Raw genomic sequence first — 21,501 nt, 5'->3', positions numbered from 1 at the left:
GTTGGATGCTCAATTTTCCTTTACTGTAACCCAGCGGCAAGCCTCTCAATCTTTACTCGATTGTTTGTTACCTTGTATACCTTATCTTAATGCCGATCAGTGGCTTTCGTTGCTGAATTCCGGCCACATTCAAGTCGATAATACGGCTGTTCGTGAAAGTGTAGTCATCGCCGAAGGGCAGCTTGTTAGCTATACGGTTCCTGATTACCAAGAAGCTGAGGTTGATACGAATTGGCGGTTACTCTGGTCTAACCATGAAATAGCGGCTATTCATAAACCTTCAAATCTGCCGGTTAACCGCACGACGCGAAACGTTTATAACACGCTAATTCAGCTTTTGCGTCGAGAAAGTCCCTGGCCTGAAGCCCATTTATTACATCGCCTAGATCTTGAAACCTCGGGAGTGTTGTTAGTCGCTCAGACTAATGCGATGGCTAAACAATATCAGCCCGAACTCTCTCGACTCATCAAACGAAAAATATATCATGCAATAGTCTATGGTGAGCCTACTTGGCAAGCGCTAGAGTATGAATGTGATTTATCGACGCTTGCAGATAGTCCTATTAGGTGCCAAATGCACAAAGTCGTAAATGGTGAAGGTAAAAAGAGTAAAACCGGGTTTAAAGTGTTGGGTCAGCGCGCTGGATTTTCATTGATTCAGTGCGAACTGTTTACTGGCCGAAAACACCAAATTCGAGCACAGCTCGCAAGTTTAGGGCACCCGATAGTGGGCGATAAAATATATAGTCTTAATGGTGAGATGTATTTAAAGCGATTAGAACAGCCACTTTCAGCCAGTGATGATCTAAAGTTACTGACAAGCCATCATCTATTACATGCGTGTGAAGTTCATTTAAATAATATATGGCAACAGGATGGAACAGATATAATTATTCAAGATCGAGACGTTTCTGAACAGTGGACTCGTTTTCTGCCTTAAGATGGAGCCGATAATCAAACAAAGTTATAACGGCTATAGGTTGTCTGTGTGCTCACAGGTATAATGCATGAACCTACACTAATTTGTTTGGATACTAACATGAATGATGAAGTCAACTACAAGAATAACCCGTTACACGGCTTGAGTTTAAAAAACTTGTTGATTGAATTGGTCGATTATTATGGTTTTGAGATTTTATTCGCCTACTTGAATATCAATTGCTTTAAGACTAATCCAAGCATTGAGTCCAGCGTGAAATTTCTTAAAAAAACCGATTGGGCGCGTGAAAAAGTCGAAAGCTTTTATTTGTATCAGTTTAAAAACTTGCCTAATGCGTCTTCTGAGCAGTTTTCTGTCCCTCCAAGAGATCGTATCGTACCTGAGGGTCATACGCCTGGAGAACCTGCGGAATTGAGTTTTGAAGATGCTGAGCGTTTACGCGAAAAACAAGCGAAGAAAGCAGCGGCCTACCGCTCGTCATCTGCGTCAGGTAAAAAGTATGGAGGGCAGCGCAGTGGCGGTTACGCTAGCAGTAGAGGGGGTGAGCGTAGCCATCCAAAACCTGCTAGCTCACCCAACTCTAACGATGGCGGTCGTGTAGATCCTTGGGCTAATTCAAGAAAGTAAGAACACTGAATGAGTCTTCCAGAATCACTCGCTAGGTCTATTTAGCATCAGTCATGTTGAGAACACTGCCGACTAATTTTTCTATGCCTGCTGCCGCCTCTGATATTCTTTCTGCTAGCATATAAGCAGGCGTAGAGACAATCTTGTTTTTCTCATCAATGACAACATCATCCACCTCACAATTAATATGCTTGGCGCCCATCGTATTAATGGCAGCAGCCGTATCAGGATCATTACCTATGGTGCATTCAGCGCCATGTTCATAAATACCCGCAATTAATGTCGGTGCGATACAGATATAGCCGGCAGGTTTCTTGGCTAGAGCAAAGGCTCGGGCAGCGGCTTTAACCTGAAGGTTAATAACCATTGATGCGCCGTTTACTGCAAAATCACTTAGATTCTTCGCTGCGCCAAATCCACCTGGGAAGATAATCGCATCAAATTCTTTTTCATTTAGGTCAGCTAAGTCTTTAATCTCACCGCGCGCTAAGCGAGCCGCTTCAACTAAAACATTGCGGGTCTCACCTACTGCAATATCCCCCTTTAAATGGTCTATAACATGAAGTTGCGGCGTGTTAGGCGCAAAGCACTGATACTGAGCATCGTGGCTATCGAGTGCTAGTAACGTAATTACCGTTTCATAGATTTCTGAACCATCAAATACGCCGCAGCCAGAGAGAATTACCGCTACTTTCTTCATTTATTGCTCCATATGTTTATGTTGAGTCGATAGAGACACATCTACGTTCGTGAGGGCTCTAATAGTTGATGAGTATGCATCACCTGTCAAGGCGCACTTTAGTACTATAAACCTAACGTATTTAGTGTGTACAATAGCGGGCTGTTTTATATCAATGATTAGAGGCGTGCAGGATCCCAATGACCGAAACCGAACTACAAACACCATTAGGCTTACTTACGCTAAAACGTTTCCCTGTAAGAGCTGCTGATAGGCTTAGAGCATGGGATGCTGCCGACGAGTTATTGATCAAACATCTGCATGAACAGCAGGCGGAGTTAAAGGACAAGAAACGTGTTTTAGTTTTTGACGATCAATTTGGTGCTATTACCAGCTTTATGTGCCAAATGCTGGCTGCTTCAGGTCACCCCGTCTCTATTGATGTAATAACGGACTCTCTTGTTTCTCAGCACGCCATTTCACAAAATGTTAAAGGTAATGGGTATGGTGAACGTGATGTTTCGTTTATCGACAACACGGCAATACCGGTTAAACCGTATGATTTAATTATTTACAAACTCCCTAGAAATCATGGCTATTTTGCCGATGTGATGCAACGTTTGCGAAGCAATATGAGCGACGATACACATATTGTGGGTGGTGTGATGGTTAAGTACTTACCTATGACGGTATTGACGACACTCGGTCAAATAGTCGGCGAGACAACCACCTCGCTAGCGACCAAAAAAGCGCGACTTATTTTTAGTCACTTTGATTCATCACTCACGCCTACAAATCCCTATCCAACCACCTATACCATTGAAGAAATTGATGTTGATTTACTTAATCACTCAAACGTATTCTCGCGTGATAGCTTGGATATCGGAACCCGTTTATTGTTAGCGGTCATGCCGGAATCTGATGACCTACTAACAATTGTTGATTTGGCTTGCGGTAATGGCGTAGTCGGTATTTCAGCTGCACAGTTAAACCCTAATGCAGACTTAATATTTTGTGATGAGTCGAATATGGCTGTGGCGTCGGCAAAAGCGAATGTCGCGCGTTATTTTCCAGAGCGTAATGCCGAGTTTTATCAAACGGATTGCTTAGAAGGCATAGCGAAAAACAGTGTTGATCTGGTGTTATGTAACCCACCATTCCATCAGCAAAATGCCATTAGTGAGCATGTTGGTTGGCAGATGTTTAAAGAGTCTTTGCAGTGTTTAAAGTCGGGTGGTGAGTTTTGGGTAGTAGGCAACCGACACTTGGATTACCACATTAAACTGAAAAAGTTATTTGGTAATGCAACGCTGGTAGATTCAAGTAATAAATTTGTAGTGATTAAATCGGTTAAACGATAACGACGTGTTTATACAGCACAAAAATATCCATATACCCATACACCTATAGGCGTATGGGTATTGAATGGATTAAATTTTTAGCCCTAAGCGCTCAATCGTATCAACAATGGTTTGGGTTTGATGATCTACTTCTAAGTTTATGATGTCGCCGGGGCTTGCAGCTCCAAAGGTCGTAATGTTTAGTGTTTCGGGTATTAGGTAAACATTAAACGTGTTATTGGCTACTTCTCCAACCGTTAAACTACAGCCGTTAACCGCTACGAACCCCTTAGGCAAAATATACTTAGTCCATTTAGTTGGCACTTTAAACGTAATAATGCAGTTGTTTTCAGTCTTTTCTACTGACGAAACCTCTACCGTCGTGTGAATATGGCCTGATAGTAAGTGCCCTCCAATTTCATCGCCAAACTTGGCTGCTCTTTCAAAATTAACAACACCATTAACCTTGAGTTGGCAGAGATTCGTGACGCGTAGGGTTTCCATCATTACATCAAAATAAACCGTATTATCAGTGAATTCAGAAACCGTTAGGCAGGTGCCATTGATGGCGATACTTGCACCTTGAGCGACATTATTTAAAGCAGTCTTGGGGAACTCTATGGCAATTCGAGAAAATAGATCTTTTGGGGCGATAGATTTAACAAAGGCAGTACCTTGAACAATACCTGTGAACATAAACGATTGACTCCTTGATTAAATCAATAACACGGATACTTAAAGTGAGGTGACGTTATTAAACAAATTGATGCTATGTAAAAGTTGAAAGGAATTATATCATACGCATCGTAATTCGTAGATGAGCGCTTGGGGTTTAATAAGTCGTGACAGATGTAAATGGTCGTATCAGTAATAAAGGGCGAGTGGTTTTTCAGTGAGAATATTTTTAGCTCCAATGGATGGCTTAACTGACGATATCATGCGCCAAATACTGACGCGAGTCGGCGGTATTGATGTGTGCGTGACTGAATTTGTCAGAATTACTAACACGCTATTGCCCAAAAAAGTATTTTATCGTGCTAGTCCAGAGTTACTTAATGGCGGGAAAACCCTCGCAGGGGTGCCTGTTAGGATGCAACTTTTGGGCAGTGACCCTGTTTGTTTGGCAGAAAATGCAGCATTAGCCGCATCCTTAGGGGCTCCCGCAATCGACCTTAACTTTGGTTGTCCCGCAAAAACGGTTAATAAGAGCAATGGGGGCGCTGTATTGCTGACAGACCCAGAAAACTTATTCAATATTGTTAAGGCGGTAAAAGCAGGCTTACAAGACGGTACGCCATTAACCGCTAAAATGAGATTAGGTTATGAAGATAAATCTCTTGCTTTAGCATGTGCTTCGGCAATAGAAGAGGCGGGCGCTGATGAGTTGATTGTACACGCAAGAACCAAAACTGAAGGTTACAGGCCTCCCGCCTATTGGGATTGGATAGCCAGAATACGAGAAGTGGTCAATCTACCGGTTGTCGCGAATGGTGAGGTATGGAGCGTAGAGGATTATTTGCGATGTAAAGAACAGAGCCAATGCAGCGATGTCATGATAGGGCGGGGCCTTATAAGTAACCCGAACTTAGCCAAACAGTGCAAACTATTGGTAGATGGCGAGCTTTTTACACCTCTTGTTTGGCCAGAGGTTGTCGCATTACTAATAGAGTTTTTTAACAATACTCTTGAGAAAATGGGCGAGAAACATGCAACTGGGCGAATAAAGCAGTGGTTGCGGTATTTATCGCGAGAGTTTCCAGAAGCTGAAGCGTTCTTTCTTACGGTAAGGCAAGATAAAACCCCTCAGCTCATCAGTGATAAACTTAGCATTTATCAGGCAAACCTCATTTAATCAACTAATGCTTTACCTTAGGTGTCGTGCCAAGCGCTCTTAGAACATCTGCGCGTGTAATAATGCCAATCACTTCATCGTTCTCTACTACAGGGTACAGTTTAGGTCGCTTACCTAACATTTCTTCAGCTAGATTAATAATATCAGTGTTAGGTGAGACTGATAATGGGTTTGTACGCATAATATCTCTAGCAACATGATTATGTTGGCTGTAATAGCTGTTATTAAGCATTTTCTTTAGGCAGTCTTTTTCAGAGATAAAACCAACCAGTTTTTTATCTTTGTCGAGTACTGGAGCACCCATCAGTTTATTCTTTACAAGTGTCTTAACAACTTCTTCGACACTGGTGTCAGGCGAAAAATATTCTGTGACTGGCTTCATGTAGTCACTTACTAAAAGCGATGATGTAGTCATTGCTAGTCCTCTGGTTTATTTGCTTTTATTATCTTATTTATAGTCAGCTTTCTGTGAAAATGACACTGAACTATTAAAGAGTTTTACTTCATATTATCGTAACAATGCTTCATGTTTAATGGTCTGACACTAATCAATTTTGAAAAACACTTAAAGATCAGCGAGCTGTGAACGATACAGTAATAAGTACCTTAACAAAAATGAAGTGCATAAATGGATAATGAGCAGGTAAAACAAACTAAGGTTGAAGGCAGCGCTTCCAATAGTGCTGTTTCTGGTGCGGCAGCGTATAGGCCAACAACCACTAAAGAATTAGACTTGGAAAAAAAGCGTAAAGAGCAAGAAAATGCTGAGTTTAAACGGGTAGCAGAGTTACGGAATAAGCAGCATGCACGAAAAAAACTTCTTGCTGATTGTCAGACGTTACTCAACGTTAATTACGACTGGTTGCTGCTTGATGATTACCCTGACAACCGCTCTGTAGCCATTGCTAAGCGAAGCCGTGATTATTGGCTTTTTATCTGCTGTATTGAATTTATCGTTTTTTGCGCAGGCGTTTTGGGGCTAGTCCCTGCTTGGGTAGGTGGGAGTGCGTTTGGTTTACTTTTTATTACGCTTTGTTTTTCAATTAAAACATTTAGGCGGTTTTTTATTTCTGAACCAACATACTACGAACTGCTACAAGAGCGTAAAAAACTAGAGTTTAGAGCACTTAATCATATTATGTTGCTCGAGGGGCAAGATGGGCTTGCTTGGCGCTGCCGAAGATTAACGAGTTACAACCAAAACTTAGATCGAAAAATATACCAAGGACTTATGGATGTTTCTGCTAATAAACGCTTATTCAGTTTCATTAGAGAAAAAAAACATATTCGTCTGTACCTACAGTTGATGCTAGAGGCAGAAAAAGCGTACAAAAGAGTGCAGAAAGAATATATGAAGAATCATTTTAACAATCTTGAAAATGGTATTGATGATACCGTTGTAGAACCCTCAGAAACTCAAGAGACGTCGGTAGTGGTACCGCCAGAACAGGTTGTGACGGTAACAGTGCCTGAGTAAAAACATTCTATAACATGGCCTTACATTCACGTTCAATGCTATGGTCACCGAGCACATATTCATGTTGCTCAATTTAATGCACCTTTCTGACTACATTAAACACCTTTATTTTCTATTTTTGCGCCTTATGGGTGCAACCTACCCTTGAATGGCACAGATCATGCTGATACTTGGTGCGTTTTGTTTTTAATTACCATTAAGTCATTTAACCCTGTTGTTAAAAATATAGCGTAACTAATTGAATATAAATAATAATATATTGTTATTTAACGTATTTAATTCAAATTTTTAGTGGTGCTGAGGCGTTATATTGGTGCGTGATTATGATATCGCACAGCCTTGGTGCATTGAATCAATTTTTTGGATGAAGGCATGAACAAATTAACTTTAACGTTTGGGGCATTAATGTTGCCTGGGTTGGCGCTAGCCGATGAAACACAGATGAATGGAGCCAATACGGCGTGGATGTTAACGGCTAGTGCGCTAGTGTTATTTATGACATTACCTGGGCTTGCTTTGTTTTATGGTGGCTTGGTGCGCTCTAAAAATGTGCTTTCTATTCTGATGCAGTGCTTCGCTATTGCGGCTGTCTCTTCACTGCTTTGGTTGATTATTGGATATAGTCTCACGTTTGGCGAAAGCAACGGGGTGATCGGTGACTTTAGTAAGGTGATGTTAACGGGGATTGGGCGAGATACGCTATCTGGAGATATTCCAGAGCCGTTATTTATGATATTTCAAATGACATTTGCGGTTATTACGCCTGCATTGATAATTGGCGGTTTTGCAGAGCGTATGCGTTTCTCTGCGGTGCTTCTTTTTAGCGCATTGTGGTTGTTGGCTGTTTATGTGCCCGTTGCGCATTGGGTTTGGGGCGGCGGTTGGCTTGCAGAAATGGGGCTCTATGACTTTGCCGGTGGCGTGGTTGTTCACATTACAGCGGGTGTGGCTGCATTAGTCGCGGCACTTGTATTAGGGCCACGAAAAGGGTTTCCGGGTACGGCGATGCCTCCACATAATATGACAATGACGGTTACTGGCGCTGGTATGCTATGGGTTGGGTGGTTTGGCTTTAATGGAGGCAGTGCGTTAGGCGCGAATGGTGATGCTGCCATGGCCATTCTAGTCACTCATATCTCAGCCGCCATGGGGGCTTTGGTATGGATGGCGATTGAATGGAAAAAATTTGGTAAGGGGAGTGCGTTAGGTGTTGTAACGGGTATGGTTGCAGGCTTAGGTGCCATCACCCCCGCGTCAGGGTTTGTAGGCCCAGGTGGAGCATTAGTGATTGGCTTATCGGCTGGGTTTGTGTGTTTTTATGCCACACAGTATGTAAAGCGAGTATTGAAGATAGATGATAGTTTAGATGTATTTCCGGTCCACGGTATTGGTGGTATTTTGGGTACGTTTTTAGTCGGTATTTTTGCATCTACAGAGTTGGGTGTTTTTAGCGGGTTTGGTTTTGCTGATGGTATTGTATCGATAGGCGGGCAGCTTAAAGTTCAGTTGATCGGAATTATTGTAACGACTGTCTATACCGCAGTAGTCACGTATGGAATATTAAAGCTTGTTGGTGTATTTACATCGCTTCGCGTTTCAGAAGAAGAGGAAGTAGAAGGTCTAGATACAGCGTATCATGAAGAAAAAGGCTACAACCTCTAATAAAACGGAAATAAGGGGCTACCGGCCCCTGAATTACCGAGAGACAAAAAATGCAAAGGTATATCTAAACGTAGGCTCAACAGAAAAGCCCGACCTACAAAACGTGGTTAAGTCTTTGCTTTGTGCAAAGCCCTCTATCTAAGTCGATTATCCTTTTTTGCTTTCAGAAAGTTGTCTATTTAGACGCCATTGATAGCGATTAAAATTACCCCATTCTATATACAATAAGTGATTGTCCGCACTCGATTTACGTTATTTATAGCTGCGTTAGATGCTTTAACGATCTGTTAAACATGCTTGACATAAGTACCAACCAAACGTATGTTTAAAACAATTGTTTGGAATGTTTATACTAATAAAAGCAAGAGGCTTTATTGGGTTATTAAACACTCTAATTCTTTAGTATAGTTTAATGAATAGATGAAGTTTTCAGCATGGCGCAATCAGATACGGTAGATCGAATACTTGATGCAGCAGAGGTTCTTTTCGCAGAACGGGGATTTTCTGAAACCTCATTGCGGATGATAACCAGTAAAGCAAAGGTTAATTTGGCGGCTGTTAATTACCACTTCGGGTCTAAAAATGCCCTGATTCAAGCTGTCTTTTCTCGATTTCTTTCTCCCTTCTCTAGCAACCTTGAGAACGAGTTAAAGCGTGTTTCTGAAAAACATGCAGGTAACCCGATTGATATAGAAACGTTAATGGGGCTTGTTATAACCTGCATTATTAAAGTGCCAACGCAGAGCAAAACCGGAGTATCCGTTTTTATGCGTTTACTGGGTTTGGCATATACTCAATCGCAAGGTCATTTACGTAAGTACCTCGAACAAGAATACAGCCGTGCGTTTAAGTTATTTATGAAGCATGTGCGTGAGGCTACCCCTGAGTTGTCGCCTGTTGATCGCTTTTGGCGAATTCAGTTTATGCTGGGTACAACCGCGTTTACGATGTCTAGTATAGAAGCACTATCGGGTATTCTTGAAAATGAAATGCATGTTAATAGTTCGACTGAAGAAGTCGTTAGGCGATTAGTGCCGTTTTTAGCTGCAGGCTTACAAGCTCCACTGCATAAATAAACGGCTTTACTGATTCAATACTTTCGTTTTATGTTTGTTTATTGTGGCAATCCGCGCTTTAAATTCGGGCTTTATAAGATTAAGGTGTATGGCATAAAGTGAAAGGACGGTTAAAATCAGTTTATGCCTAATATAGATGCCTCACTCTCCCTAGAAGTTAACATCCAACACCAAACGCTGACGCTTTTAAAATATGCTAAGCCTTGGTTGTGTTATCGAGTTTCAACTGCGCTCAATGGTGCAGGTGAAATGTCTAGTAGTGGCTGCACACCTCGCGGTCATCATATCGTTAGAGCCAAAATAGGCCAACAAAAACCGATCAACTCGGTTTTTGTTGCTCGTAGACCTACTGGTGAAATATATTCAGGAACACTAGCCAAGCAATACCCTAATAGAGATTGGATTCTTAGTCGCATCCTGTGGCTTTCTGGTACGCAGCCAGGTGTAAATAGATTAGGGGCTGTTGATACTATGCGCCGATATATTTATATTCATGGTACTCCTGATACGGAGCCTATGGGGGTTCCGTTATCCCACGGCTGTATCCGTATGAAAAATTTGGATATAGTCGATCTATTTGACAGGGTTTCAGTAGGGGCCCGTGTTATTATCGTTTAATCATCATGACTAAAAACCTAGGGAATAATAATTAACATGCAGAAGACGACACTATCTGCGAAGCTTTCGACGTCAGAACCTACCACGCACATAGGTCCCTTGATGGTTGATGTTGCAGGCTTGGTATTGAGTGAGGAGGATCGACAACTGCTCTCTAACCCGTTGGTGGGCGGTTTGATTCTTTTTACACGCAATTATTCATCATTAGACCAACTTTCTGCATTGATTGCCGATATAAGGGCGTGTAACCCGACTATATTGATTGCAGTTGATCATGAAGGTGGTCGTGTTCAGCGGTTTAGAGAAGGCTTTACTCGCATCCCCGCTATGCGAGTGTTTGGTGATCTCTATGCTTCAACCCCTACAAAGGCGATTGCCTTAGCCAAAGAGTGTGGTTGGCTGTTTGCGTCTGAATTAAGAGCATTTGATATTGATTTTAGCTTTGCCCCAGTGCTTGATCTTGATTACGGTGTTTCGTCTGTCATTGGTGATCGTGCATTTTCAGGTGATGTGACGGTTGTGGCAAACTTAGCATCGGCGTTGATCGAGGGTATGGCTGAGGCGGGTATGGCGTCCACTGGAAAGCACTTTCCGGGGCATGGTGCGATTGAGGCAGACTCACATGTGGCATTGCCTGTTGATAATAGACCCTTTTGTGATATTGAAACTCGCGATATTGAGCCGTTTAAACAACTTATGAAAAATGGTTTAAATGCGGTTATGCCCGCCCATGTTATTTATTCTGATTGCGATGAAAGTCCTGCCGGCTTTTCGTCCTTTTGGTTAAACGATATTCTGCGTACCAAGCTATCATTTGATGGGGTTATCTTTAGTGATGACTTGACCATGGAAGGTGCGAGTGTTGCTGGTAGTTATGCGGGTAGGGTAAAAGCTGCGTTAAAGGCCGGCTGCGATATGGTATTGGTGTGTAACAATAGGGCGGGTGCGTTAGAGGCTCTAAATTACCTAGAAACAGAAGGCCGTGGTGATATCAATCAACGATCGAAACCTAGGTTAACGAAGATGAAAGGCGCCAAACGTTTCGATATTCTTGCCCTTCAGCAGTCAGATCGGTGGCAGAGTGCGATTAAGGCAATTACACATTAAGTAAAATGTTTCATTGTATTGTTTTTGACATTATTAATTGAGGTTTAGGTATGGATTTCTCTGCTGTAGATCAGTGGTTCGAAACGCTGAATTTTGGCGATGAGGCTTATCGAGGAATGTTCCAGATTTTCGCTGTTGTGTTATTGACGGCGATTTTAAGTTTTGTATCGGGTAAGTTTTTCTCGCAGCTTGAAAAACAGCTCAATAAAACGAGAAACTTATGGGATGACACGTTGCTTCATGCTGGACGTAAGCCTGCTTCTTATATGATTTGGTTGCTGGGTTTATCGATTGCAGCACATACCGCCAACAGGTATTCAGGGTCAGAAATATTCTCAATTGTAGGCCCTATTCGAGAAGTAGGGGTTATTGCGTTGCTTTGCTGGTTTATTGTTCGATTTATTAGCGGTGCAGAGAAAATCGTAGTGTCACCTGAGAAAATGAAAGAACCCATGGATCTGACCACTGTGTCTGCGATGGGTAAATTACTTCGAGCATCAGTGCTTATTACGGCTGGGTTAATAGTGTTACAAACGTTGGGCTATAGTGTTTCAGGTGTGTTGGCGTTTGGCGGTATTGGTGGTATTGCGGTTGGCTTTGCTGCGAAAGACTTACTTGCAAACTTTTTTGGCGGCCTAATGGTGTATTTAGATCGACCGTTTAAAGTGGGTGATTGGGTGCGTTCTCCTGACAAAGAAATAGAAGGGACTGTTGAGCATATCGGCTGGCGCTTAACCACGATTAGAACCTTTGATAAGCGGCCTCTTTATGTACCCAATGCAACCTTTACGAGTATTTCGGTGCAAAACCCATCGAGAATGAGTCATCGACGGATTTATGAGACGATTGGTGTGCGTTATCAAGATGGCGCCAGTGTTAATAAAATCATTGCTAAAGTTAAAGATATGCTGATTGCGCATGATGAAATAGCGAGCGACCAAACTTTGATCGTGAACTTTGATGCGTTCGGAGCATCGTCATTAAATTTCTTTATTTATACGTTTACCAAGACCACTAACTGGATTAAATTTCACGAAGTTAAGCAAGATGTACTGATGAAAATTATGGCCATCATCGAAGAAGAGGGGGCTGAATTTGCGTTCCCAACGACGACTGTTCACTTGCCTGACGATTTGAAAATAACATCAAGCTCACCAGAATTTGCGGGCATCTCTGCGAACGAGAAATAATAAGTATTTGAACGCTGATATCAATAGAGACAACGGGTATGACTAACACGATAAAAAAGTTGGCAGTAATCGGGGGCACTGGATTAACAGAGCTTGAAGGCCTTGAAATTATTGAAAGCAAAGAGGTTGCAACACCTTACGGTAAGCCGAGTGGCCCTTTGGTTTTTGGTAAGCTAGACGGTAAAGAGGTAATCTTTCTTGCGCGCCACGGTAACCCACATCGTATTCCTCCTCATGAAGTTAATTATGCGGCTAATATCTTCGCACTCAAGCAAGAAGGGGTGACGAGCATTATTGGTGTTAATGCAGTTGGCGGAATTGAATATTTAATGGGGCCTGCTCATGTGGTGATTCCAGATCAATTAATTGACTACACTCACAGTAGAAAAAATACCTACTTTGAAGGCGAGATAGATGCCGTAACGCATATTGATTTTTCTTATCCGTACACGGAGTCAGTACGACAGCTATTAATCGATGCAGCTGAAGCGCATGATGTTGCCTATAGTGACTATGGTGTGTATGCCTGTACTCAAGGGCCAAGATTAGAAACTGCCGCAGAAGTTGCGCGATTAGAGCGTGATGGCTGTCATATTATCGGGATGACAGGAATGCCTGAGGCGGCCCTTGCTGCAGAGCTAGAGATTGAATATGCGTGCTTGGCGTTGGTTGTAAATTGGGCCGCAGGCAAAACAGCTAACATCATCACGATGGATGAGATAGACCAAGCGATTGATGAAGGTATGGGATACGTTCGACAGATATTGGTTGAAACGATTAAGCAGGCTTGATGTGCGGTGTATTAGATCACGGCGTCAAAGAAATGTAGTCTCAAATGGATACAAAGAGCGTGAGTTAATCACAGCTCTTTACTTATAACGATTTTGATTAGCGTGGGTTATACACAAACGGTGGATCCGTCGGCTCAATAGTCACTAATAAGCCAAACTTTGGGTGGTCGAGATAATGAATTTCGCCACTTCTCATCCTTCTGGACTCATCCAGATGAACGATATTGCTCGCAGTATAATTCGTATCAGCATCCTGTGAACTGAGCGCAAGATCAGGGGTGTTTGTGTCGCCTTGTTGGGCTTGGTTCGTTTTATTTGTCTGCTCGATGATATGATTTAGCATCATGCTACGGCTAGCATTTGATGCCGTATTAGAATTGTTTGTGGGGTCATTTAATTGAGTGATACGGGCTGCAACGTTGTCGTCTTCTAGTAGCCAGCTTTTCATGTTTATAGCAGGGCCAAGAGTGTAGTCGGCCATAAATAAATCGGCATGAAGGTGTAAGTAACGGCTTTTTCTAAAGGTTAGTGTCCCTTCAAGCTCATAATGTGGTCCATATTGTTCACCAGAAGTGATGATGAGCGGTGTGCCGGGTTGGTCTTTAATAAGGGGCTGCTTCCAGCCTGAAAATTCAAGCACTTTATAATTCTTGCTTCGCTTCAATGCGTTAAATGATTTGGTCAGGGTTAGTTTAGACGGGTCTAACCGCTGAAGTTGATTGCTAACCATCGGCTTGCCTTTGACCAACACAAAATGCTGATCTGAAGAGGGGATATCAATGGTCACATGTTCTTTATCCAGCTCATACGGCTGTATATTTTTAAACAATATGACTTCGATTTGATACCAGGTCACGGGCTGCTTGTTGCTTCCACTTGAGTAAACAGTGCTAGGCGTCGATAGCAGTGCTGTAAAAATCAGTGCGAGTGCTGTTGTGGTTGTTTTTAGCGTCAAGGTGTTCATTTGCTCTCAGTCAATTGGCGTCTAATGGCGAACTTTAACGTTTGGCTAGTCAAAGCTTTACGGTTGTGTACTTTTGCTTAATGTTGCTAGCAACTGATTAATTTGTTTAAGTTTACCATCTGTGTCGCCATGGTCTATCTCAAATTTCAGGGCGCTTGCGCCATCTAGTCGATATTTCGAAGGGTTGGCCTGAATGAGCTGGATAATAGTAAGTGGGTCAACATCCGTATCACCTGAAAACTCGACTCTACCCGAGGTTGCACCTGCATCGAGTTTTATAATGCCCAATGATTCGGCAATTAACTTAAGTTCAGTTTGCCTGAAAAGATTTTTGACTTGATCTGGGAGTAGGCCAAATCGATCAATCATCTCGACTTGTAGTTCAGTTAATTCAGACTTGTTTTTTGCGTTTGCGATGCGCTTATATAATATTAGGCGATTATGTACATCGGGTAGGTAATCATCGGGAATTAACGCTGCAATGCGAAGGTTAATTTCAGCGCCGTGTTTTAATGGTTTATCTAAATCAGGTGTCTTACCTTCTTTTATTGCTTCAACGGCTTGTTCCAGCATTTCCATGTAAAGTGTAAAGCCGATACTTTGAATTTGGCCGCTCTGTTCATCCCCTAATAATTCACCTGCGCCCCTAATTTCTAAGTCGTGTGTTGCTAGCATAAAGCCTGCGCCAAGATCTTGAGCTGCTGATATGGCTTCAAGCCGTTTAGTCGCATCGGGTGAAACTGATTTCTGGTTGGGTGTTAGTAGGTATGCGTAAGCTTGGTGGTGCGATCGACCTACACGCCCTCTAAGTTGATGAAGTTGAGCGAGGCCGAATTTATCTGCGCGTTCAATAATAATAGTGTTAGCACTTGGGATGTCGATCCCTGTTTCGATAATGGTAGAGCACACCAGTACATTGAAGCGTTTATGGTAAAAGTCTGACATGCGTTGTTCAAGTTCGCGCTCGCGCATCTGACCATGAGCTACACCGACACGAGCTTCTTGCACTAATGCTTGTATTTCTTCAGCAGCTTTGTCGATTGTCTTAACTTCGTTGTGGAGTAAATAAACTTGACCACCACGGAGTAATTCTCGAAGAATTGCTTCTTTTATAGTCGCCTCGTCTCGCTCTCTAACAAAGGTTTTTACTGACAGACGTCTGGCGGGTGGGGTTGCAATAATGGATAGGTCACGAATTCCGCCCATTGCCATATTTAATGTTCTAGGAATGGGGGTTGCCGTTAGATTAAGTATATCGACTTCAGCACGCAGTGATTTTAAGCGCTCTTTTTGCTGAACGCCAAATCGGTGTTCTTCATCAATAATGACTAAACCGAGCTCTTTAAACTTAACATCTTTTTGGATGAGTTTGTGGGTACCTATAATGATATCAGCCTTACCGTTTTCAATGGCAGATAACGCTTTGTTTTGTTCTGTTGTGGTGCGGAAACGAGATAATAGTTCTACTTGTACGGGTGTATCTGCGAACCGATCTTTGAATGATTCATAATGCTGCTGAGCGAGTAGGGTAGTCGGCACCAGAACGGCGACTTGTTTACCAGAATTTGTCGATATAAAGGCTGCGCGCATGGCAACTTCGGTTTTACCGAAACCTACATCTCCGCATATAAGGCGGTCCATGGGTCTTGAGCTTAACATGTCATTTTCAACTGCTTCGATTGCCGCAGCTTGGTCAGGCGTTTCTTCAAATGGGAAGCCAGCACAAAATACTTGGTAGCTTTCGTCTGGTTTAGTCGCGGCAAAGCCGACTCTGGCTTCTCGTCTCGCGTAAACATCTAATAACTCGGCTGCAGTATCTCTAATGCGTTCGGCCGCTTTTTGTTTAGCTGTAGACCACTTATCGCTACCAAGTTTATGAAGTGGGGCAAGAGACTCATCTGTACCGCTGTAGCGAGAAATAAGATGAAGCGACGATACCGGTACATAAAGTTTGGCACCTTGTGCGTATTCCAGCATTAGAAATTCATTGGTTTGCCCATCAAACTCAAGGGTTTGTAATCCTTGGTAGCGGCCTACACCGTTATCTATGTGGACTACTGGGGCCCCAATTCTAAGCTCTGATAAATTTTTAACCGCAATTTCGCCAGAATCTGTAGCGCTTTTTCGTCTACGACGTTGCATCACTCGCTGACCAAATAATTCTGACTCAGAAATGATCGTTATATTGCGAGAAGGGTCATTAAACCCATCTGATAGTGGTGCAATAGTAAGGCATAAGGGGGCTTTGCTATTTTGAAAATCATTCCAGTTGCGTACTTTTTGTACGGCCAATTGGTGGTCAGAAAACAACTCTTCTAAGGCTTCTTGCCTGCCGGCTGACTCTGCACATATCAGGATGCGAGAAGTAGAGGTGTCTTTAAAGGCTCTCAGGTTAGAAAGCGGATCTGATGCTTTTGCATCAACTGAAACATCTCCAAGGCTCGACGTTGACATGTTGGTAACAGAGGCGCCAGAGTCAAGCTCCTCTTTAACAATGCTAACTCTTGGGAATGACTTTAATTTTGAGAATAAATCATTGGTGGCAACAAATAATGCTTCAGGTGGGAGTATAGGCCTTAATCTATCGTGTCTGCGCTCTTCATAGCGATGATGAATATCGCGCCAGTAATGATCACTGACTTGATGGAGTTCAGGTGGTGTGAATATAAGTGTATTACTAGGCAGATAGTCAAAAAGCGTGGCGCTCTCATCGAAGAAAAGAGGTAGGTAATACTCTATTCCGGGTGGTTTAATACCTGATTGTACATCTTTATATATTGAACAGTCCTTTGTAGGGGCTGATTCAAATTGCTCGTGCCAGCGAGTTCGAAATGCTAATCGAGAACTTTTATCCCAAGGGAATTCATTGGCCGGTAGTAGATTTATTCGATCAATTTTGTCAAGTGATCGCTGAGTTTCAGTATCAAAGGTTCTTAGTGTTTCAACTTCATCATCAAACAGTTCGATTCTGATGGGTAATTCGCTGCCCATCGGATAAATATCAAGAATTGACCCTCTAATAGCATATTCACCATGTTCATAGACAGTGTCAACGTAGCGGTATCCGTTTGCTTCAAGCTCTAGGCGGTACTTATCGATGTTGAGTGTTTGACCTATTGATGTTAGTAAGCCGGCGCCCTGTAAAAAAGAAGTCGGCGCGAGTTTATGCAGTAGTGTGCTGATCGGTATGATTAATATGCCGCGTGTGAGCTTTGGGAGTGTGTAGAGGGTCTCGACACGTTGAGAAATAATATCTTCATGAGGTGAGAAGTTATCGTAGGGGAGTGTTTCCCAGTCAGGCAAATTAAGCACTTCGAGTTCACGGTCGTCGTTAAAAAACTTGAGTGCGGTTTCGTAGGTGAGCGCAGTATCAGTGTTTGGGGTAATTAAAAGACCCAAACCTTTGTGCTGTTTTATGGCTTCGAGAACAATAAGAGGCGAGAAACCAGGCGCTACTGCTCCCCATTGACGGTGGTCGGCAGGTGAAGAAGGTAAACCTGGAATGCTTAACGTTTTGGCGGTCATGTATAAGTCATTTATTGAGTCGGGTTGTCACAGAGGATAAGTGTACCAAGGGTGCATATAGTGCAAAGGCATACTTTCTTGTGTGTTAGTTGCAGATTATTCTAACCTCGATCGTTGTCACTGTCATGATGATATCGTGATTGAGTTCGAATAATGGCGCTATGGCTTAGAAGGTTGTCGCTCTGAGAGTGCTCTACTGAGGCTTGTAGTGGCTGTTTGTGTTATTGGTTATGGTGTGTCGATCATGGCATTACTATAATTGATTAAAATAAGAGCAAATTTCTTAAAACAGAATTTGCTTATAGTTAAACTAAGGTGGATAATATGCGGCCTTATTTTTTGTGCAACTTGAGAGGTGCCTAACGTGGCTCAGAACATTACGGATACGTGTTTTGTTGACTGGAACGAGCGAGAAACTATTGCTGAAGCAATGATTCCAATGATTGGACGTTTATATCGCAAAAACAATGTTGTTACATCAGTCTACGGCCGTGCCATTATAAATCAATCTGTAATCGGGCTTCTCAAGTCTCATCGATTTGTTAGACAGGTTGAAGATAATGAGTTGTCTGTTCACGACACTTATAAAGTACTACAGATTTTAGATGAGCTAGCGTTAGGTCATGCGCACGTTGATATTGGTAAGCTTGCCGTTAAATATCAAAAAGAAGCTGGTGATACATCACTAGAAGCATTTTTGAGAGAAGAGTTAGCGGATATCGTCGGTAAGTACGATGCAGAAGATGCTAAGCAGCACATTTCTAAAACTAAAGATGTTGTTCTATATGGCTTTGGCCGAATTGGTCGTTTACTTGCGCGCATCATGATAGAAAAAGCGGGCGGTGGTGCTAACCTTCGTCTACGTGCTATCGTCGTACGAAAAGGTAAGGCTGATAATGATTTAGAGAAACGTGCTAGCTTGTTACGTCGTGACTCTGTTCATGGCTCGTTTGATGGTACGATTTCTGTCGATGAAGAGCGTAAAGCGATCATCGCAAATGGTAACTACATCCAGGTTATTTACTCAAATTCTCCTTCAGAGGTTGATTACACCGAGTACGGTATTGATAACGCACTTGTTATTGATAATACGGGTATCTGGAGAGACGAAGCAGGTCTTGGTCAACACTTGCAGTGCAAGGGTGTAAGTAAGGTTCTATTGACTGCACCAGGTAAAGGCGATATCAAAAATATCGTTTATGGCATTAACAACAGCATGCTAACGCCTGACGATAAAATTGTTTCTGCTGCATCTTGTACCACAAACGCTATTACACCTGTGCTTAAAGCTGTAAATGATCAGTTTGGGGTTGTTAACGGTCACGTTGAAACAGTGCACGCTTACACTAACGACCAAAACCTGATTGATAACTATCATGCGGGCAGTCGTCGTGGACGAAGTGCGCCGCTTAACATGGTGTTAACTGAAACAGGCGCAGCTAAGGCTGTTTCTAAAGCGCTTCCAGAAATGGAAGGCAAGTTAACCGGTAACGCCATTCGTGTACCTACACCAAACGTATCAATGGCTATTCTTAACTTGAATCTTGAGAAAGAGACAACGTTAGAAGAAATGAATGCTTATTTGCGTGAAGTTTCTTTGCACTCAGAGCTTCAGAAGCAGATTGCATACACTAACTCTCCTGAGGTTGTGTCGTCTGACTTCGTAGGATCTCGTTCTGCAGGTATTGTCGACGCTCAGGCAACTATCGTGAATGGTAATCGTGCTATCCTTTATGTTTGGTACGATAACGAAGCAGGATATAGTGCTCAAGTTGTTCGTTTATCAAACGAAATGTGTGGCGTAGACTACTCTGTATTTCCAAAATTGAAAAAGTAGGCTGAAATGTAGTTGTTAATAAGTTTACCTTAAGGAATTAAGTGTCAGTTTATTACAAGTGCGTCTTAGTATTAAAAAAGCTCGGTTTTACCGAGCTTTTTTGCGTTTGGTGTACTAGGTTTAAAGTGGTTTCTATCTTATGGCTATGTAAGGCTAGGTTTTTAGTCGCTTTTGTACTACTAAATGGTTAGTGGTTTTTTCGCCTTCACTTGATCTTGTTCAAGGATATAGCAGAAGAGGCTCACTAATAGCGATTGAATGAATAGATTAACGATTAAATTGTGAAGTTGTATAGAAAAATAGCGCTATGCTCTTTATAATTGGGGCGTTTTTGGGTGCGTTAAAAATATAGCAGGCAAAACTTTCTGGTTCGGGAGCAACCAATAGGAGGTTTTGATTAAAAAATGCCTTAAGCATTTGTTATATGTTGGCGTAAACGTTTTAAGTTTCTGATGATTAGGCGGGGCTAATGATTAATATCAAGAAAGGCCTGGAATTACCTATATCTGGTGCCCCTGAGCAAAAGATTACCGATACAAAGACTGTGAGCAATGTGGCTCTAGTCGGGTTTGATTACATCGGTATGAAGCCAACTATGGCTGTTCAGGTGGGAGATAAGGTTAAGCGCGGGCAGTTGCTGTTTGAAGATAAGAAGACGGCAGGTGTTCGATTCACTTCTCCAGCAGCAGGTACTGTTAAAGAAGTTAATCGTGGCGAAAGGAGAGTGTTTCAATCTATCGTTATCGAAGTTGAGGGTGATGAAGCTGAGGTTTTCTCAAAATACGAAGAAAATCAATTAGCGAGCATCGAGCGACAACAGGTAGTCGATAATCTAGTACAGTCAGGTTTGTGGACGGCACTTCGTACGCGTCCATATAGCAAGGTTCCTGAGATTGATAGTACACCAAATTCAATCTTTGTTACGGCTATGGACACAAACCCTCTGGCTGCAGACCCTAAGTTGGTTATCAAAGAATCTGCAAATGACTTTAACAATGGTTTGGCTGTGCTAAAACAGTTAACCAATGGAAAAGTGTTTGTATGTGCAGATAAAGACTTTAATGTGTCTTTGCCTTCTGATAGCGCAATAGAATTGCAAACGTTCTCAGGTATTCATCCTGCAGGCAATGCCGGAACGCACATCCATTACCTTGATCCAGTAAGTGATAAAAAGACTGTTTGGTCTATTGGGTATCAAGATGTTATTGCTGTTGGGCAGTTGTTCACAACAGGTGAGCTAAATGTAGATCGCGTTATTTCTATTGCTGGGCCAAAGGTTAATAAGCCTCGTTTAATTCGAACGCGTGTAGGTGCTTGCTTAACTGACCTTGTTAAAGGTGAGACCGATAGCGGATCTAACAACCGAATTATTTCTGGTTCAGTATTTGGCGGTCGAAAAGCAACAGGTCCTGTCGCTTACTTAGGCCGTTATGCGAATCAGGTTTCTGTTTTAGAAGAAGGTGATAAGCGAGAGTTTATAGGTTGGTTGTCACCAGGCGCTAACAAGTTCTCGGTAATGAATATCTATCTGTCAAAGTTTACGTCAGGAAAGCTATTTAACTTCACCACCACCACGAATGGTAGTGAAAGGGCAATGGTTCCTGTTGGTGCTTACGAAGAAGTCATGCCGTTAGACATTTTACCGACTCAATTACTACGTGCACTTGTAGTGGGTGATACTGAGCAAGCTCAGAAGTTAGGCTGCCTAGAACTAGAAGAAGAAGATTTAGCACTTTGTTCATTTGTTTGCTCTGGCAAATATGAATATGGCCCAATTCTTCGCGATAATTTAACACTCATCGAGAAAGAGGGCTAA

Annotated in this window: 18 protein-coding genes; 13 read left to right on the top strand and 5 right to left on the bottom strand. The window is 42.4% G+C overall.

The genetic code is table 11. The features are described 5' to 3' along the window. The first annotated feature begins 1 nt into the window (after position 1). Together NKI27_RS11800 and NKI27_RS11795 are read left to right on the top strand one after the other, a co-directional pair. Entirely contained in the window at positions 2–940 is a 939-nt protein-coding gene (locus tag NKI27_RS11800) for an RluA family pseudouridine synthase (protein WP_265046250.1), read from the top strand. Between the two features lie 99 nt (positions 941–1,039). After that, positions 1,040–1,567, top strand: coding sequence for a VF530 family DNA-binding protein (locus tag NKI27_RS11795; RefSeq protein ID WP_265046249.1), 528 nt, complete (start codon positions 1,040–1,042; stop codon positions 1,565–1,567). 37 nt (positions 1,568–1,604) lie between these two features. Here the strand turns inward: NKI27_RS11795 and elbB are convergent, their stop codons facing one another. Further along, on the bottom strand, positions 1,605–2,267 hold the full coding sequence (gene elbB, locus NKI27_RS11790; RefSeq protein ID WP_265046248.1) for an isoprenoid biosynthesis glyoxalase ElbB: 663 nt from the start codon (positions 2,265–2,267) through the stop codon (positions 1,605–1,607). 179 nt (positions 2,268–2,446) lie between these two features. On the opposite strand from elbB, the gene NKI27_RS11785 reads away from it, so the two are divergent. Next, positions 2,447–3,607, top strand: a complete 1,161-nt coding sequence (locus tag NKI27_RS11785; RefSeq protein WP_265046247.1) for a methyltransferase — start codon at positions 2,447–2,449, stop codon at positions 3,605–3,607. A gap of 69 nt (positions 3,608–3,676) precedes the next feature. Here NKI27_RS11785 and NKI27_RS11780 read toward each other — a convergent pair whose 3' ends face one another. Continuing rightward, entirely contained in the window at positions 3,677–4,282 is a 606-nt protein-coding gene (locus NKI27_RS11780) for a riboflavin synthase subunit alpha (RefSeq protein WP_265046246.1), read from the bottom strand. A 196-nt stretch (positions 4,283–4,478) separates the two neighbouring features. Here NKI27_RS11780 and NKI27_RS11775 point away from each other — a divergent pair, with 196 nt between their 5' ends. After that, positions 4,479–5,438: a tRNA dihydrouridine synthase gene (locus NKI27_RS11775; protein ID WP_265046245.1), complete on the top strand. Its 960-nt coding sequence runs from the start codon at positions 4,479–4,481 to the stop codon at positions 5,436–5,438. A 4-nt stretch (positions 5,439–5,442) separates the two neighbouring features. Here NKI27_RS11775 and NKI27_RS11770 read toward each other — a convergent pair whose 3' ends face one another. Further along, positions 5,443–5,853 carry a CBS domain-containing protein gene (locus tag NKI27_RS11770; RefSeq protein ID WP_265046244.1) on the bottom strand — a complete coding sequence of 137 codons (411 nt, stop codon included), beginning with the start codon at positions 5,851–5,853 and terminating at the stop codon, positions 5,443–5,445. Positions 5,854–6,066: 213 nt separating this feature from the next. On the opposite strand from NKI27_RS11770, the gene NKI27_RS11765 reads away from it, so the two are divergent. The 7 genes from NKI27_RS11765 (at position 6,067) to NKI27_RS11735 (ending at position 13,359) form a co-directional block, all read left to right on the top strand. Continuing rightward, positions 6,067–6,915 carry a hypothetical protein gene (locus NKI27_RS11765; protein WP_265046243.1) on the top strand — a complete coding sequence of 283 codons (849 nt, stop codon included), beginning with the start codon at positions 6,067–6,069 and terminating at the stop codon, positions 6,913–6,915. Between the two features lie 372 nt (positions 6,916–7,287). After that, positions 7,288–8,577, top strand: coding sequence for an ammonium transporter (locus NKI27_RS11760; protein WP_265046242.1), 1,290 nt, complete (start codon positions 7,288–7,290; stop codon positions 8,575–8,577). A gap of 434 nt (positions 8,578–9,011) precedes the next feature. Next, a complete protein-coding gene (locus tag NKI27_RS11755; protein WP_265046241.1) occupies positions 9,012–9,653 on the top strand; it encodes a TetR/AcrR family transcriptional regulator in 642 nt (213 codons plus the stop codon). Between the two features lie 123 nt (positions 9,654–9,776). Further along, the gene (locus NKI27_RS11750) at positions 9,777–10,271 is read left to right on the top strand and encodes a L,D-transpeptidase (protein ID WP_265046240.1); all 495 of its coding nucleotides are present in this window, start codon (positions 9,777–9,779) and stop codon (positions 10,269–10,271) included. A gap of 36 nt (positions 10,272–10,307) precedes the next feature. Further along, on the top strand, positions 10,308–11,378 hold the full coding sequence (nagZ, locus tag NKI27_RS11745) for a beta-N-acetylhexosaminidase (protein WP_265046239.1): 1,071 nt from the start codon (positions 10,308–10,310) through the stop codon (positions 11,376–11,378). Positions 11,379–11,428: 50 nt separating this feature from the next. Next, positions 11,429–12,568: a mechanosensitive ion channel family protein gene (locus NKI27_RS11740; RefSeq protein WP_265046238.1), complete on the top strand. Its 1,140-nt coding sequence runs from the start codon at positions 11,429–11,431 to the stop codon at positions 12,566–12,568. 38 nt (positions 12,569–12,606) lie between these two features. Continuing rightward, complete coding sequence (locus NKI27_RS11735; RefSeq protein WP_265046237.1) at positions 12,607–13,359, top strand: S-methyl-5'-thioinosine phosphorylase; 753 nt, start codon at positions 12,607–12,609, stop codon at positions 13,357–13,359. Positions 13,360–13,456: 97 nt separating this feature from the next. Here the strand turns inward: NKI27_RS11735 and NKI27_RS11730 are convergent, their stop codons facing one another. Further along, the gene (locus NKI27_RS11730) at positions 13,457–14,323 is read right to left on the bottom strand and encodes a peptidoglycan binding protein CsiV (protein ID WP_265046236.1); all 867 of its coding nucleotides are present in this window, start codon (positions 14,321–14,323) and stop codon (positions 13,457–13,459) included. Positions 14,324–14,380: 57 nt separating this feature from the next. Continuing rightward, positions 14,381–17,848, bottom strand: coding sequence for a transcription-repair coupling factor (mfd, locus tag NKI27_RS11725; RefSeq protein ID WP_265046235.1), 3,468 nt, complete (start codon positions 17,846–17,848; stop codon positions 14,381–14,383). 364 nt (positions 17,849–18,212) lie between these two features. Between mfd and NKI27_RS11720 the strand changes: the two genes are divergently transcribed. After that, positions 18,213–19,685, top strand: coding sequence for a glyceraldehyde-3-phosphate dehydrogenase (locus NKI27_RS11720; RefSeq protein WP_265046234.1), 1,473 nt, complete (start codon positions 18,213–18,215; stop codon positions 19,683–19,685). A 469-nt stretch (positions 19,686–20,154) separates the two neighbouring features. Further along, positions 20,155–21,501: a Na(+)-translocating NADH-quinone reductase subunit A gene (locus NKI27_RS11715; RefSeq protein ID WP_265046233.1), complete on the top strand. Its 1,347-nt coding sequence runs from the start codon at positions 20,155–20,157 to the stop codon at positions 21,499–21,501.

Origin of the sequence: Alkalimarinus alittae (assembly GCF_026016465.1) — a bacterium.
Classification (GTDB): Bacteria; Pseudomonadota; Gammaproteobacteria; order Pseudomonadales; family Oleiphilaceae; genus Alkalimarinus; species Alkalimarinus alittae.
This window is presented reverse-complemented; position numbering and strand designations above follow the sequence as displayed.

What these genes read in the sequence shown, in the direction of transcription:
- NKI27_RS11765 (WP_265046243.1), top strand. Translation starts at nt 6,067, where the DNA reads ATGGATAATGAGCAGGTAAAACAAACTAAGGTTGAAGGCAGCGCTTCC.
- NKI27_RS11715 (WP_265046233.1), top strand. Translation starts at nt 20,155, where the DNA reads ATGATTAATATCAAGAAAGGCCTGGAATTACCTATATCTGGTGCCCCT.
- NKI27_RS11795 (WP_265046249.1), top strand. Translation starts at nt 1,040, where the DNA reads ATGAATGATGAAGTCAACTACAAGAATAACCCGTTACACGGCTTGAGT.
- NKI27_RS11770 (WP_265046244.1), bottom strand. Translation starts at nt 5,853, where the DNA reads ATGACTACATCATCGCTTTTAGTAAGTGACTACATGAAGCCAGTCACA.
- elbB (WP_265046248.1), bottom strand. Translation starts at nt 2,267, where the DNA reads ATGAAGAAAGTAGCGGTAATTCTCTCTGGCTGCGGCGTATTTGATGGT.
- mfd (WP_265046235.1), bottom strand. Translation starts at nt 17,848, where the DNA reads ATGACCGCCAAAACGTTAAGCATTCCAGGTTTACCTTCTTCACCTGCC.
- NKI27_RS11755 (WP_265046241.1), top strand. Translation starts at nt 9,012, where the DNA reads ATGGCGCAATCAGATACGGTAGATCGAATACTTGATGCAGCAGAGGTT.
- NKI27_RS11780 (WP_265046246.1), bottom strand. Translation starts at nt 4,282, where the DNA reads ATGTTCACAGGTATTGTTCAAGGTACTGCCTTTGTTAAATCTATCGCC.
- NKI27_RS11730 (WP_265046236.1), bottom strand. Translation starts at nt 14,323, where the DNA reads ATGAACACCTTGACGCTAAAAACAACCACAACAGCACTCGCACTGATT.
- NKI27_RS11750 (WP_265046240.1), top strand. Translation starts at nt 9,777, where the DNA reads ATGCCTAATATAGATGCCTCACTCTCCCTAGAAGTTAACATCCAACAC.
- NKI27_RS11785 (WP_265046247.1), top strand. Translation starts at nt 2,447, where the DNA reads ATGACCGAAACCGAACTACAAACACCATTAGGCTTACTTACGCTAAAA.
- NKI27_RS11735 (WP_265046237.1), top strand. Translation starts at nt 12,607, where the DNA reads ATGACTAACACGATAAAAAAGTTGGCAGTAATCGGGGGCACTGGATTA.
- nagZ (WP_265046239.1), top strand. Translation starts at nt 10,308, where the DNA reads ATGCAGAAGACGACACTATCTGCGAAGCTTTCGACGTCAGAACCTACC.
- NKI27_RS11760 (WP_265046242.1), top strand. Translation starts at nt 7,288, where the DNA reads ATGAACAAATTAACTTTAACGTTTGGGGCATTAATGTTGCCTGGGTTG.
- NKI27_RS11740 (WP_265046238.1), top strand. Translation starts at nt 11,429, where the DNA reads ATGGATTTCTCTGCTGTAGATCAGTGGTTCGAAACGCTGAATTTTGGC.